Source organism: Pseudarthrobacter sp. MDT1-40-2 (genome assembly GCF_059383595.1).
This window is the reverse complement of record NZ_JBWZCL010000003.1, coordinates 355,870-369,928: the sequence shown is the minus strand read 5'-3', so window position 1 is coordinate 369,928 and position 14,059 is coordinate 355,870. Positions and strand designations below refer to the sequence as shown.

Sequence of the window (14,059 nt, the reverse complement as noted above, 5' to 3'; positions counted from 1 at the left end):
CGTCCCCGCTCACCATGGGTTGGAGCCGGGTCGTCGGCTGGATTCTGGACCACGTGGTGTACCGGACCACGGTGACAGGCCGTGAGAACGTTCCCGTCAACGGGCCGGTGATCTTTGCCGCCAACCACATCAGCTTCCTGGACGGACCGGTGCTCTTCGGGGCGGCGCCGCGGCGGATGCACATCCTGGTCAAGAAGGAGATGTTCAAGGGTTTCCTTGGGCTGGTCCTCAGGGCCGCCGGGCAGTTGCCCGTAGACCGTTCCGGTGACCGGGCCGCGCTGCAGCTCAGCAAGGACGTGCTCGACGCCGGCCGCTGCGTAGGAATCCTTCCCGAAGGAACCCGCGGCGGAGGCAGCGCCGCGGCCATCAATAACGGCGTAGCCTGGCTGGCGCTGAACTCGCAGGCAGTTGTGGTTCCGGTGGCCATTCTTGGCACCAGGACCGGTACGGACCACCTCGATTCAGTGCCCAAGCCGGGGCGCCGTTTCAATGTTTATTTCGGCCCTACCATTGGCGTAGGACGCCATGACGGGGAATCCGGCCGTGCTTCAATGGACAGGGTGGCTGCGGAAATCCGCGCCGCGCTGGCCGGCACGGTCGAGCAAGCAATTGCGCACAGCGGGCAGTCTTTGCCCGATTCTTTGCCTACGGCGAAGCACAACGCAACCACCACAGCAGTAGCCGGGACGCCGGCAGATGACCATCTAAGGAAAGTGCAATGAGCGATTCGACTCCCAACTCCGGCCCGTCAGGTTCCGGCGAAGAAGACTACACGCCCACCGGCACGGACCAGGTGGCTGAGCGGCTGGCTGCGATCGGCGACGACGAGGCCGAAGTACGTGCCGCGTCCCTCCGCGCCGGGCTGGAAGACTACGATCTGGACGACGAGGACGCCGCGCTGCTGCGCGGTGACTACGACGACGAGGACCTGGACGGCCCGGTTAAGCTCGATCCGGTCCTGGCCATCATCGGCCGGCCGAACGTTGGCAAGTCCACCCTGGTGAACCGTATCCTGGGCCGCCGCGAAGCAGTGGTGGAGGACACCCCCGGCGTAACCCGCGACCGCGTGATGTACTCGGCCAGCTGGAACGGCCAGAACTTCACGGTGGTGGACACCGGCGGCTGGGAGCACGACGCCCGCGGCATCCACGCCCGGGTTGCCGAGCAGGCCGAAATGGCCGTGGAGCTTGCCGACGCCGTACTGTTCGTTGTTGACTCCGCCGTTGGCGCCACCGCCACGGACGAGGGCGTCATGAAGATGCTGCGCAAGTCCAAGAAGCCGGTCATCATGGTGGCCAACAAGGTGGATGACTTCGCCCAGGAAGCGGAGTCCGCCTCGCTCTGGGGCCTTGGCTTTGGTGAGCCGTACCCGGTATCCGCGCTGCACGGCCGCGGCGTGGCCGACCTCCTGGACCACGTCATCGACACGCTTCCGGAATACTCCACCATCGAAGGCGTGGAACGCTCCGGCGGGCCGCGCCGCATCGCGCTGATCGGCCGCCCCAACGTGGGCAAGTCATCACTGTTGAACAAGCTGGCGGGTACGGAGCGCGTTGTGGTGGACAACACCGCAGGCACCACCCGTGACCCGGTTGATGAGTTCATTGAACTGGGCGATCGCACCTGGCGCTTCGTGGACACCGCGGGCATCCGACGCCGCCAGCACATGGCACAGGGCGCCGACTTCTACGCCTCCCTCCGGACGCAGGCCGCGCTGGAGAAGGCGGAGGTCGCCGTCGTGCTTCTGGCAGTGGATGAAGTGCTCAGCGAACAGGACGTGCGCATCCTGCAGCTGGCGATTGAATCCGGCCGCGCCCTGGTGCTGGCCTTCAACAAGTGGGACCTGCTGGACGAGGAACGCCGTAGCTACCTGGAGACGGAGATCGAGCGGGACCTGGCACACGTGGCCTGGGCGCCGCGCGTGAACATCTCCGCCAAGACCGGCTGGCACAAGGACCGTCTGGTTCCGGCCCTGGACATTGCCCTGGAGAGCTGGGACAAGCGGATCGCCACGGGCCGGCTCAACGCCTTCCTTGGCGAGCTCGTCGCAGCGCACCCGCACCCCGTGCGTGGCGGCAAGCAGCCCCGTATCCTGTTCGGCACGCAGGCCTCAAGCCGGCCGCCGAAGTTCGTGCTGTTCACCACCGGGTTCCTTGATCCGGGCTACCGCCGCTTCATCACCCGCCGCCTGCGCGAGACGTTCGGCTTCGAGGGCACGCCCATCGAGGTCAGCATGCGCGTCCGTGAAAAGCGGAGCCGGAAGAAGTAGGTTTTTCAACAGACCGTACTGATTGACGACGGCGCGCCTTCCCTTTGGGGAGGCGCGCCGTTTGTGTTGGGTTCCGTTTCCTCTGTCTTCGGGGCGGGCTGGAAATGTCAGTGGTCGGTGATGTGATTGATTCATGGAGATCACCAGCAGTTTGAGCGAGGGGACGCCGCTTCATTCTGCGGTGCCAGATCCTCTGGTGGTGCTGGATGGGATGGTCTCCACACTGCAGTCAGTGGAGTCGGCGATTGCCGGGTTGCAGGCTCTGCGGGAGCGCACGCTCGCCATGGCGTCGCGGCTGGCGGACGTCATGAACGACGGCGGTGCGCGGCCCGGGTTCACAGCTGCGGGCTTGGATTCACGCTCGGCGGAGCTATCCCAGCGGGCCGTAGCGGCGGAGATCGCCACCGCCACGCGCGCTAACGACCGCACCGTGCAGCGGCAGATGGGCGAGGCAGTTGAACTGCTGGACCGGTTCCCGGTGACGTTCCAGGCCTTTGCTGAGGGCCGGATCAGTCAGGCGCACGTGCGGGTGATCCAGGATGCCGGGACCGTGCTTGCTTGCCCCGCGGCTTTGTCCCGGTACGAGTCCGTGGTGGTGGCTTGTGCCGAACAGCAGGCGCCCGGCCGGGTGAGGCGGCTGGCTGTCCGCGAAGCCGAGAAGGCCCAGCCCTCGTTGCTGGCTGACCGGCACGAGCGGGCCGCGGTGGAGCGCCATGTCCGGGTGGCACCGTTGCCGGACGGTATGGCCGAGCTGGCGGCGGTGCTGCCTGCTGCAGTCGCCTATGGCATCCACGACCGGCTGACTCAGATGGCCCGGGCTCATGCTTCTTCTGCGGCCTCTCCTTCTGGTGCTGGTCCGTCCCGAACTATGGATCAGCTTCGTGCCGATCTACTGTCTGAATTGCTGCTCTGCGGGGCACCGCTGGGCCATGACACCCCTGATGGGTTGCTGGCGGCTATCCAAGGGCGGGTGGACGTGACAATTCCTGTTTCGAATCTGGTTAGTGGCGGGCCCGGCCTGACTGCCGCTGGTGCTGATCGGGTTCCCGCCGAGATAGACGGCCGCCACCCGATCGACCCTGCCACCGCCCGTGCTTTGGCTGGGCAGGCCACTGCCTGGAACCGGGTTCTGACGGACCCGTTCACCGGTGCCTTGCTTGCCGTGGACCGGTACCGGCCACGCGAGGACCTCAAGCGGCTGCTAACGGCCCGGGATTCCCGATGCCGCTTCCCTGGCTGCGGAATCAAAGCTCGCGACCTCGACCTGGACCATACGCACGATGCTGCCCTAGGCGGTGCTACGGAAACGGGCAACCTCGCCGGGCTCTGCAGGCGTCACCACATGCTCAAGCACCATTCACGCTGGAAGATCAAGCAAACCGGTGGAGGGGTACTGGAATGGACCAGCCCTACTGGCCGTAGTTACACGGACCACCCGCCGGCTCCGGCGACAAACATCGGCGGTACTTACGTCAGTCGAACACGGGTACCGGGACGTCATCGTGAGCCCGGAACTACTTCCGACCCGCCTCCATTTTGAGTGGTCCCTGTACGCGGTGCTGTAGGTTACTTGTGCCGGCGTTGACGTTGAATTCGTTATGGGTGAGCTTGCTGCGCCAGATTACCTGGGCCTGACCGAAACGTTCGGCTTCGAAGTCGTGCCATCCGGCTCAGCATGCTCGTCCGCGAAAGAGAAGCCGGAAAGGCTAGCCATTTGGTCATTGGCACCTGCCGGAATCGTGTAAGCTTTTCAAGGTGGTTCGGCCGGACTGCTGAGATGAATTTCGTGGAAACACGGGTATTTGTTGCAGCGGAGAACGGCGGAACCAGCGGGCTGTAGCGCAGCTTGGTAGCGCACTTGACTGGGGGTCAAGGGGTCGCAGGTTCAAATCCTGTCAGCCCGACCAGCAAGAGCCGGAATTACGCGGAAACGCGGGATTCCGGCTCTTTTCTTTTTATGGCCCGGGCGCGTTGATGTGCGCCACAGACCCGCCGGTGGCAGTAGCAGGTGACTGACTCTCGGAGCCTGAACCTGAGTACCGCTATAAGAGGGTTGCACCATGGAGCTCAATTTTGACTCGCTACGTTTTCTCCGGAAACCTGGATATCTCGCGTGGCCGTGGTCATCGCCTTCGTGGTCCTACTTTTCACCGGCATCGCGGGAGCTAACCATGATCCAACGGCAGCCGAGGATTGATGCAGCTCAGCCGTACGTCTGGGTGGACATCCGCGACGACGAGGCCTCGGTCTCGATGCCAAATTTCATCATCGGCAACAGTGGCAGTAGTGTCGCGACGTCCGTGTCTCCATCAGTTCTCCATTGCCGACTGATGTGGGCTCGCGGAGACAGTTCGAAACTTGGAGAAGCGTCTGGCAGGCGTCTTCAAGCAAACCTTGTGGCTTCGATCAGGGCGTACTACGTTGTTTCCCTCATAAGTCGCCAAGTTCAACGGCTGGACCAGTGGCGGTGGTGAAATTGGTGACAACTTCCAGTAGCCGTGCCAGGTCTCGCCTTTAAGAGCAAAAAGGCGATCTACCATTCACTGATTGACGCGCGACGACCATTGTCTGGGTCGAATATTAGTGGCCATGCACCCGGCCGTGCCAGCTCGTGTTCTATGGCAAGATTATCCAGTTACTAAATAGGGACTACGGGGGCACGGATGGCAGTTTGGCGGGAACCATGGGTTTGGGATATTCGGGATCTGCGAAGTCCAAAACGTTCGACCCAGCTACTCGAGACCGCCCGCGACCACGCTGATCGAGACCTCGTACTAGACCTTTCTCGTGTGCGTGAGGTCTATCCGAATGGTGCCGTTCCGTTTGCCTCCGTACTTGCGGACCTTCGTCGGAATTCAGGGCAGAAAATCACCCTCCGCCTTCCCGACGACTCAAGGCTGCGGCGCTTGGATGAACCACTAACGGTCGACACCTACGACCGTTTTGAGGGACACACACTGACACATTCAGTTTGGCGGTACGACACCGAGTCCGAGGCTCAGCGAATTGCGGAACTGTTCATGGAGGCACTTACGGATCAAGTGCATTGTGAGGAGGGAGTCATCGACTCCATCACGTGGTGCCTCTATGAGGTTATGGACAACGTCTTTCAGCATAGTCACGCCGATGCGGGCTTTGTAATGATGCAGTTGCACCGTGAGCGCCGGCAGTGCAGCATAGCAGTCGGCGATACAGGGATTGGTATCCAAAAGTCGCTTGCAACCACCAGATCTGCTCCTTTTGATGTCCTCCGCGATCCGGCACGAGCCATTGGCCACTCTTTGGAGCAGGGTGTCACCAGCAAAGGTGGTCAGAATCAAGGAAATGGTCTTTATGGGTTGCGGAAGGCTGTGGAAATTAACGGCGGGCAACTCAACATCAGATCCGGGTGGGGGAACTGGTCCCTGCGAAAGGGGCAAATTGAATCATTTACCGACCGCCATCGGCCGCTTGTCGATCGGGAGGACCGTCAAGCGACTTTGGTTGACTGGCAACTGGACTGCTCGACGAAGGTCCGTATCGATGAAGCCCTCGGTCGCCCCCCGCTGTCGAGCGAGTTCCTGGAGACTATCGAGGATGAACATGGCGTCCATCGGGTTAATGTCTCCGAGATTGAAGAGGCCCTAGGATCGCGAAAACTCGGCGCTGAAATTCGTACACGGCTGGACAACTACCTCAATGCTGGCGCCCAGTACGTTGTTCTCGACTTTAAGGGCGTGGGAGTCGTTTCTTCCAGCTTCGCGGACGAGGTGCTGGCCAAGCTAGCGGCAGGCATGGGTGAGCTGGAGTTTCGGAGGCGAGTCTTTGTCGACAACGCTTCGGTGACGAACCGTGGGCTGATTGAACGTGCAATCGCCCTGCGCCTCGAGTCGACGAAAGTGGACGGGAGTGGGGCTTGATCGCATCCACGTGGTGCAACCTCTCCGACTACGGCATCGATGACCGGATCCCATAACTGGCACTGAAGGCGCCAAGATTGCCCACGAGCGCGCGTAAGCGGCCGAGGTAGTAGACGGTCGGATGAATTGGGTCCTTGGGTCCTCGGGTCCATAGGCCCGGGGCGTACGGTGGCAATGGTCGTACCGACAGGGGCGGAGAAGACAGCGCAACAGCGAGATTGATGCGCGGCGGCTGACGCTCGAAGCGACCCCATGCACGTTGCTCTGCGAAACGACCCTGTCAGTGGTCAATCTCTCTGGCCTCAAAAGCTCACGTCGATCCGATCGCTCACGTGCGTTCGACATCAGTAAATAGGGAGTTCTCACCTCTACCGACAATTAGCCGGTCACCCTGAGAAAGAGTCAGCACGATCCGGTCGTTCAAAGTGGCAACAATTTCTGAGGGGAGCTCGTTGTCGACTACGAGAATCTGAAGATCAGTACCGTAAGAGGCAGATACTTCAGCGAAGAGTTTATACATGTCGAGGACGCGCTCCCCATCGAGACCCTCTTTACCTGAATTTGCCGACACGCCATCGAGCACGATGAATCCCGGCAGTTCAAGGCCCCTGTCAATAGCCACCGTGTGGTGTGCTAACGCGTGAGCCACATTCACGAGAGTCTTGAGTCCCTGGCTAGAAAGCTCGCCAAACGTACGCCCGCTGACCTCAGGGAGATAATTAGTGCGGTTTATTCTGACGGTCAACAAATTGCCCAAGGTGGGTATATGGAGGCGCTGGAGATAATCGAGCATCCGCGTCTCAAGAGCAGTTATGTTCTCCTCGGCCTGAAGGACTCCGCCGTCATGCGCCTCAATGGAAGCCTCCAGCTCGGCTTTGCGGTCACGTAGGATGTCAAGGCGTTCCTGCTGATTCGTTTGATGCGCGAAAAGTTTCAGGGAGCGTCTTAGCCAAGCAATATTTGCCTCCAATGTTGCGGCTTCGGCTGCCCGAGCCTTGAGTTCTGATGCTTGGCTCGACACAAATTGTTCGGTTGCATGATCAAGCTGCACTGAGAGCATACGGAGCTGTTCAATTGCTTCGTCGTTCTCGTTGCGCACTCGTGCAAGGCTATCCTGCCTGTCTGCGATCAGCTGCTTCGTTTCGGCGATCTGAAATGCTACCCGGTCTTGTTCGCGAAGAAGGGTTTCCCTATTCGGAGAAACAGTGGGCTCAGGTTGATGGCATAAGTAGCAATTAAGATGCTCTGCACGGTGTCGATCGACATCATTGCCACAACGGGGGCAAACGATGAAATCAAAATCAACCATCCACTCGTCCGCAACAATTGAGCGGGTGAGCCGCTTGGATACGCTCACCAGTTGGCGATCAAGGTCGGAGAGGTCACGAATCTGTGCCCCATGTTGCCGAATCTCGGCTCGATCAGCATCAATCCGGTGCCGGAAGCTCAGCACTGATTCTCGGAGAGCAGCAATCTCACTAGCGGGCTCGTCTACATTCAGATTGTGAATGTCCTTTTGGTTTCCCTGGAGGGCAGTGAGTTCCTCTTCTTGGACCTCCAGTGCATGCTCTAGTTCTTCTTTGCTCCCGAATTCTGCCTCGGAGAGGAATGCCCGTACGACTTCATGCTCGGCCTCTGCAGCTCGGATAGCTAGGGCTACTTGCCGAGCTTGTGCCGAGAGCCGGGCAAGCTCTTCGTCATATAGTCCATACGCAATCTCAAACACCCATCGTCTTTTGTGATCACGAAAGGTCTCACGATGACCGAACACCTGAACATCCAACTCGTCACCCGTGACAATGCAGTAGTTCAACCAGTCGTTGATGGTTACTGGCGTGAGATCTAAAGTCGGCTCCTGCCTAGCGCGGGGAACATATATCACGGGCAAACCAAGTTGCTGCAGTACGAACTCCCCGTAACCGCCTGTACCTGTGGCCGGGAGACGAAGGGCAAGACCCTCTGCCCCCTCCTCGGAATTCACCTCTGCTACTTCAACCGGGGCGTCCTTGGTGGTGACCATCGGGCGGTAGAGCCTCCAAGGTCGATCGCCGAGAACAGCTTGTCCCTTTAGTGCCCGCACTTCAGCCATCTCTGGCGGCAGATTCTTGGGAATGTTGCCTAATAGCCCGCGGAGTAGGCGGACGAGGGTGGTCTTGCCCGTCGTGATATCCCCACGGATAAGATTCAAACCTGGCCGTAGATCGACGGTTCTGTTGCCTCCGAGCAATTCAATCGAGTTGACCTGGAGCCTGTGCGACACGATGTTCTTCCCGTCGATCTCTGTACTTGAGCGATCAGTCATTCCAGCTCCTTGTTCCACGCTGCATCGGCTACTTCAGGCAGCTGATAGACGATTTTCTTGAGACCTTCGCCCGTGAGATCCAGATGCCGACGCAAGAGCTTAATGCGACCAATGAGGTCATCGAAGGCGCCATCCTCTCTGAGGGCAGTAGCCAGACGTAGGCCTTCCCTCGTGGTGCGGTAGCCGAGTGCATTGGTGCCAAAGGCGGGGATGACTTCAACAAGCCCTCGGCCCACCAAGGATCCAAGGACAGCGAAGTGGCTAGGGTCCCAGGGGCCATACCGGTATCGCACCATGCGGGATTCGAGGGGACTATCTTGGTGTTCCAGTTCAGCAAGCGTGGATTCACGAAGACCACGGCTTGCGAGAATAGTTGCTAAGTGCCTCGGATAACGGAGCAGGAAGTCCAGCTTGGCGAGCTTGACTCTACCCTCAAGACTTCGCGGTCCAGAGGCGTCCGTGCTGAACCCATCAATCAGCAGGAGAATGCGGGACTCTGCTTCGCGGCTACTTCTATAGCGGTACGAATCACGCCTGCTTGCTGCCGCTGGCTGATGAATGGTCACGAAAGACCCCAGTTAAAGCGGCACTGATCTGAAATGTTGCAAAGGTGCCCCACGACCAGCCGATGATCGCCACCATAAACCTGCATGGCGTCTGTTGCGCTAACGTCAGTTGGCCGGGTCATCAGGCTGTGGTAGATAAACTCCGCGGGACTGGCGAAGTTAGTTCCTCCCAAAGTGCCGAGGGCTAGAAGCGAATCCGCCATGGACAGAATCCTCTGATCCAAAGCGTGTAGTGCGCCCTCATTAACAACGCCAGCAGCCAGCACGGTCGTGGCAGCGACCTCCGCTTCAGCTCTCGCTAGCTTGGCTGCGTTTATCGTTCTCTCCTTTGCGCCGGCCCGGACCAATTTCAGTTCGAGTAAAGAGGCTTCGCCTGCGGCGGCACGCTCAAATAGCCTTTCATTGGTGTCAGAGCCTAGCGGGGGGCAAAGTGCACGAAGCTGTTCCCTTGTGAGAGCCTGCGCGCTAATTGGTTCCCATTCGATATCTTCGGGGTTGAGTCCCGCCGCTGCAACGGCGGAGCGAAAAGCCACCTGCTGTACTGATGAGGATTGCGCGGCCGTGGCGGCGCTGAGCAACTTCTCATACAAAAGTTCTATCTGTGTGTAGGACAGGTGCGGCCATACGGCCCCGATGGCTTTCATTACCACGGCGTCGATGGATTCTCGAGAAGGCTGTTGGCATCGCACCTCTAGGCGTCCAAGAAAGTCTTTAAGGTTGGCACCCGCTAGCCCCATTGCTCGAATTTTTCGTTTAATCCGATCGGAAGCCTGGTTCGGATCTCGAAAGAAGGTGACTGTGTCAGATTCTTCAGACTGCGGACCTTCCAGCCAAACCTCGAATCTGGACACAGCGAGAATTCCCGCTTCCTTGGCTGCGAGATAGGAGTTCACGAGGGTGTCTACTGCGTGTCCAGGTTGGCAGATCTTTGCCGCGGTCCAAGAGCCCTTATCTCTTGTCTTGAGTTGCGCGAACCGAAGCATATCTTTTTCGACGACTACTAGGTCTTCAACGTGTTCACAGATGACCGCCACTGGGCCAGCGGGAGCAAGTGTAGCGAGCCAATTCCTGACAGAAAGCTTGGCCTGCCACACGAAGCGCTGAAAAGTGATGGTTCCGGTGGGGTCGGAAGGAAGTCGCGCGAATGTAGCGAGGGTCGCAGACTCCAAAGGCCCAGAAGGAACACCACGACCCGTGCCACTGTTTTCAGACAAACGCTCACCCCATGAATAAAAATTTCCCCCGACTAAACCTAACCGCAGCCTAGACCAGATGAGCAGATATTACGCCGCTACCACGACATCGGAGACCCGGGAAACTCGCTGTTGCCGCTGGCGATTACGGTGGATTTATCGTCCTTAGGCCACCTTTCGTGGAGCCATTTCTAAGCAGAAGAGCAATGGTGAGCCGAATAGTGGATGAAGCCGGTGGAGATAAAGCCGAGCCTGCAGCCGGCCCGGACGCACTGGTTAGCGCAGGTCGAAGCGGTCCAGTTCCATGACCTTCACCCAGGCAGCCACGAAGTCGTTGACGAACTTCTCCCTGCCGTCCTCGCTGGCATAGACCTCGGCCAGTGCACGGAGCTGGGAGTTGGAGCCAAAGACCAGGTCCACCGGTGTGGCGGTCCACTTCAGCTCGCCGGTGGCGACATCGGTGATGTTGTAGACGTTCTCGTCTGTCTCCGATGCTTTCCACTTTGTGCCGGGGGAGAGCAGGTTGACGAAGAAGTCATTAGTCAGCACCTGGGGCCTGTCGGTGAGGACGCCATGGCTGGAGCCGCCGACGTTGGCGCCCATGGCGCGCATGCCGCCGACCAGCGCCGTCATCTCCGGCGCGGAGAGGTCCAGCATGTACGCCTTGTCCAGCATGAGAGTTTCCGGTTGGAGCTTCTCGCCGGGGCGCACGTAGTTACGGAACCCGTCAGCCCGCGGCTTGAGGTACTGGAACTGTTCGACGTCGGTCTGATCCTGGGCGGCATCGGTGCGGCCCGGGCGGAACGGCACGGTGACGGGGAACCCGGCGTCCCGCGCGGCCTTCTCCACCGCGGCACAGCCACCAAGAACGATCAGGTCAGCCAGCGAGACCTTCTTGCCTCCGGCCTGGGCAGCGTTGAACTGCTGCTGCACACTCTCAATCGCGTGCAACGCCGTCGAAAGCTGCTCGGGTTCATTGACCTCCCAGCCGCGCTGCGGCTCCAACCGGATCCGCGCGCCATTGGCCCCGCCACGGCGGTCGGTCTTGCGGAAGGTGGACGCGGCGGCCCAAGCCGTGGTTGCCAGTTGCGAGACGGACAGGCCCGAATCCAAAAGTGATGCCTTCAGCGAGGCGATGTCCTCCTCGCCGATCAACTCGTGGTCCACGGCGGGAACTGGGTCCTGCCAGAGCTGAGCTTCCGGAACCCAAGGCCCGAGCATGTGCGGGCCCACAGGTCCCATGTCGCGGTGCAGCAGTTTGTACCAGGCCTTGGCGAAGGCGACCTGGAATTCATCCGGATTCTTCAGGAAGCGCCGCCCGATTTCCTCATAGACAGGGTCGAAACGCAACGACAGGTCGGTGGTCAGCATGGTGGGCCGGTGCTTCTTCTGCGGGTCGTGAGCGTCCGGAATGATCTCCGGGGCGTCCTTGGCCACCCACTGGTGCGCGCCGGCGGGGCTCTTGGTCAGCTCCCACTCGTACTCGAACAGTATTTCAAGGAAGCGGTTGCTCCACTGGGTGGGCCGGTCCGTCCAGGTGACCTCGAGGCCGGAGGTGATGGTGTCCGCACCCTTGCCGGTTCCATACGTGCTGAGCCAGCCCAGTCCCTGGTTCTCGAGGTTGGCGCCTTCGGGTTCGGGGCCGACGTGCGCGTCGGCGTCACCGGCGCCGTGGGTTTTGCCGAACGTGTGGCCGCCTGCGATCAGCGCGAAGGTCTCTTCGTCGTTCATCGCCATGCGTTTGAAGGTCTCGCGGATGAACGCTGCCGCGAGCTTGGGATCCGGGTTGCCCATCGGACCTTCGGGGTTGACGTAGATCAGGCCCATCTCAGTGGAGCCGACGTCCTCCGACATCTGACCTTCACCGATGTAGCGTTCGTCGCCGAGCCAGGCGTCTTCCGGTCCCCAGAAGATCTCCTCGGGTTCCCACACGTCCTCGCGGCCGAAAGCGAAACCAAAGGTCTTAAAGCCCATCGACTCGAGGGAGACGTTTCCCGCGAGGACCAGCAGGTCGGCCCAGGAGAGCTTCTGGCCGTACTTCTGCTTGACGGGCCACAGCAGACGGCGGGCCTTGTCGAGGTTGGCGTTGTCCGGCCAGCTGTTGAGCGGCGCGAACCGCTGGCTGCCGTCCCCTGCACCGCCGCGGCCGTCCTGGACGCGGTAGGTGCCGGCGGCGTGCCAGCTCAGCCGAATCATCAGGCCGCCGTAGTGGCCGAAGTCAGCAGGCCACCAGTCCTGGGACGTGGTGAGGACCTGAGTAATATCCTGCTTGAGCGCCTCGACGTCGAGCTTCTGGAATTCCTCCCGGTAGCTAAAGCCGGGGCCGAGCGGGTTACCCGCCGGGTGGTGGGCGTGAAGCACCGAAAGGTCCAGCTGGTTGGGCCACCAATCCGCGACGGTCCGCGGCCGGTGCCCCTTGGGCTGCGGCGGGTCGATCGCTGGGTTTTCACTCTCGCTGCCGTGCGAGGTGACGCTGCCATGTGCCACCGGACACCCGCCTTCAACCTTGCTGTCCAGGCCTTGGGCACTTCCGGGGGTGGGGATCGGGGGGTGTTCCGGACGATCGGTCATGTGCTTCCTTCCGTGTGGCCGAGGCCGTGGTCGGACTCGGGCAGCCGCTTCAACCCTCCTATTTGATCATGAGACGCTGCCCGGGGGAGAGCCCCTTCTGCTGGCCGCCGTGGTGGTTTCCCACGGGGATCAGTCCCTGGCGTTTCTGTATCTGCCCCACAGTGAGCGCGGGAATCATCCGCGCGCGGGCCACGTCAAACCTCGATTCCAGCTTCAGCCGGGGCGTTAGGTGAACGCACCGATGACAGTACTCGCTCGTCACGTCGATCTGCTGCCGAAGTGATAATAGCGTTGAGTCTGGCAAGCCCTCCGTTTGCCCAGATTACTGAAACGCACGATTCAGTGGATTTGGCGTCGACGGTGTCACTCCTGATAAGACGAGTGAACTTGGCCTGCCACTCAAAGACGTCTATAGACCGTTGCTCTAGCGCCTGCCGATAGGCTAGCCAAGTGTTCGTAACGGAATTTCACCCCAGCTTCACCAATCAGCCTGAAGACGACGACGTGCTTTGGCGCTATATGGATCTTGCCCGGTTCCTCGCCTTGCTCGAGGACGAAGCGATCTATTTTGCGCGAGCAGACCAGATGAGTGACAAGTGGGAGGGTTCATACAGCCAGGCCAACGTGGATATGCGCCCCAAGCTTTATGGTGAGTTGTTTGAAGACATGAATCGCCAGTACCCGATCATGCACGAATCAGGGCTAAAGACGACTCACGTCAACTGTTGGCACGAGTCTCCTGTCGAGTCCGCAGCCATGTGGGACATCTACCAACGTGAGGGCCGCGGAGTCGCTGTCAAGACAACGTGGAAAAGTCTGGTTGCGAGTATTGGGTCCGATCGGAGCATCTTCGGCGGCCGAGTTAATTACGTCGACTACAGAACGACTTTCATCCCGGAAGGCAACTTTTTTGATCGCTTCATGCACAAGCGATTAAGTTTTGCTCACGAACGCGAAGTTCGCCTCATCATGATGACGGGGCGAAGTATCCCGCATCCCACGGAGGAACATAGCGCCATCTCGCTGGGTCCCGAGCCTCCTGTCATACCCATTCCCGTCGACCTAAAAAAATTGATACAAGCGGTGCACGTCGCACCGGATGCTCCGGACTGGGTAAGCGACCTAATCCATAAGGTGTGCAAGAGATATGGTCACGGCTTTGGTGTCCGGCACTCCGATTTGGCGAGCGATCCTATTGTCTGAATCCCGCACGATCGAGCTTCGTTGCGATGACAACTTTGTCCTTGGCGCCGGGAGTG

10 protein-coding genes and 1 tRNA gene are annotated in these 14,059 nt (G+C 60.2%); 7 read left to right on the top strand and 4 right to left on the bottom strand.

What is annotated here, in order from left to right; genetic code table 11:
* The first annotated feature begins 14 nt into the window (after nucleotides 1–14).
* The 6 genes from AC50X5_RS12350 (at nucleotide 15) to AC50X5_RS12325 (ending at nucleotide 6,168) form a co-directional block, all read left to right on the top strand.
* Nucleotides 15–722: a lysophospholipid acyltransferase family protein gene (locus AC50X5_RS12350; protein ID WP_494976409.1), complete on the top strand. Its 708-nt coding sequence runs from the start codon at nucleotides 15–17 to the stop codon at nucleotides 720–722.
* The gene (gene der / locus AC50X5_RS12345) at nucleotides 719–2,269 is read left to right on the top strand and encodes a ribosome biogenesis GTPase Der (protein WP_494976367.1); all 1,551 of its coding nucleotides are present in this window, start codon (nucleotides 719–721) and stop codon (nucleotides 2,267–2,269) included. Before AC50X5_RS12350 ends, der begins: the two co-directional genes overlap by 4 nt.
* A 133-nt stretch (nucleotides 2,270–2,402) precedes the next feature.
* Nucleotides 2,403–3,809, top strand: coding sequence for an HNH endonuclease signature motif containing protein (locus AC50X5_RS12340; protein WP_494976366.1), 1,407 nt, complete (start codon nucleotides 2,403–2,405; stop codon nucleotides 3,807–3,809).
* Nucleotides 3,810–4,099: 290 nt separating this feature from the next.
* Nucleotides 4,100–4,176: transfer RNA gene (locus AC50X5_RS12335), tRNA-Pro, on the top strand.
* A 153-nt stretch (nucleotides 4,177–4,329) separates the two neighbouring features.
* On the top strand, nucleotides 4,330–4,743 hold the full coding sequence (locus AC50X5_RS12330; protein WP_494976365.1) for a DUF8453 domain-containing protein: 414 nt from the start codon (nucleotides 4,330–4,332) through the stop codon (nucleotides 4,741–4,743).
* Between the two features lie 432 nt (nucleotides 4,744–5,175).
* Nucleotides 5,176–6,168 carry an STAS-like domain-containing protein gene (locus AC50X5_RS12325; protein WP_494976364.1) on the top strand — a complete coding sequence of 331 codons (993 nt, stop codon included), beginning with the start codon at nucleotides 5,176–5,178 and terminating at the stop codon, nucleotides 6,166–6,168.
* 328 nt (nucleotides 6,169–6,496) lie between these two features.
* On the opposite strand, the gene AC50X5_RS12320 is transcribed toward AC50X5_RS12325, so the two are convergent.
* From AC50X5_RS12320 to katG, 4 genes are all read right to left on the bottom strand, one after another.
* Complete coding sequence (locus tag AC50X5_RS12320) at nucleotides 6,497–8,470, bottom strand: hypothetical protein (RefSeq protein ID WP_494976363.1); 1,974 nt, start codon at nucleotides 8,468–8,470, stop codon at nucleotides 6,497–6,499.
* A complete protein-coding gene (locus tag AC50X5_RS12315; protein ID WP_494976362.1) occupies nucleotides 8,467–8,766 on the bottom strand; it encodes a hypothetical protein in 300 nt (99 codons plus the stop codon). Before AC50X5_RS12315 ends, AC50X5_RS12320 begins: the two co-directional genes overlap by 4 nt.
* A gap of 266 nt (nucleotides 8,767–9,032) precedes the next feature.
* Nucleotides 9,033–10,250: a dsDNA nuclease domain-containing protein gene (locus tag AC50X5_RS12310; protein ID WP_494976361.1), complete on the bottom strand. Its 1,218-nt coding sequence runs from the start codon at nucleotides 10,248–10,250 to the stop codon at nucleotides 9,033–9,035.
* A gap of 255 nt (nucleotides 10,251–10,505) precedes the next feature.
* Complete coding sequence (gene katG / locus AC50X5_RS12305; RefSeq protein ID WP_494976360.1) at nucleotides 10,506–12,800, bottom strand: catalase/peroxidase HPI; 2,295 nt, start codon at nucleotides 12,798–12,800, stop codon at nucleotides 10,506–10,508.
* Nucleotides 12,801–13,250: 450 nt separating this feature from the next.
* Between katG and AC50X5_RS12300 the strand changes: the two genes are divergently transcribed.
* Nucleotides 13,251–14,003, top strand: coding sequence for a DUF2971 domain-containing protein (locus AC50X5_RS12300; protein ID WP_494976359.1), 753 nt, complete (start codon nucleotides 13,251–13,253; stop codon nucleotides 14,001–14,003).
* Nucleotides 14,004–14,059: the final 56 nt, after the last annotated feature.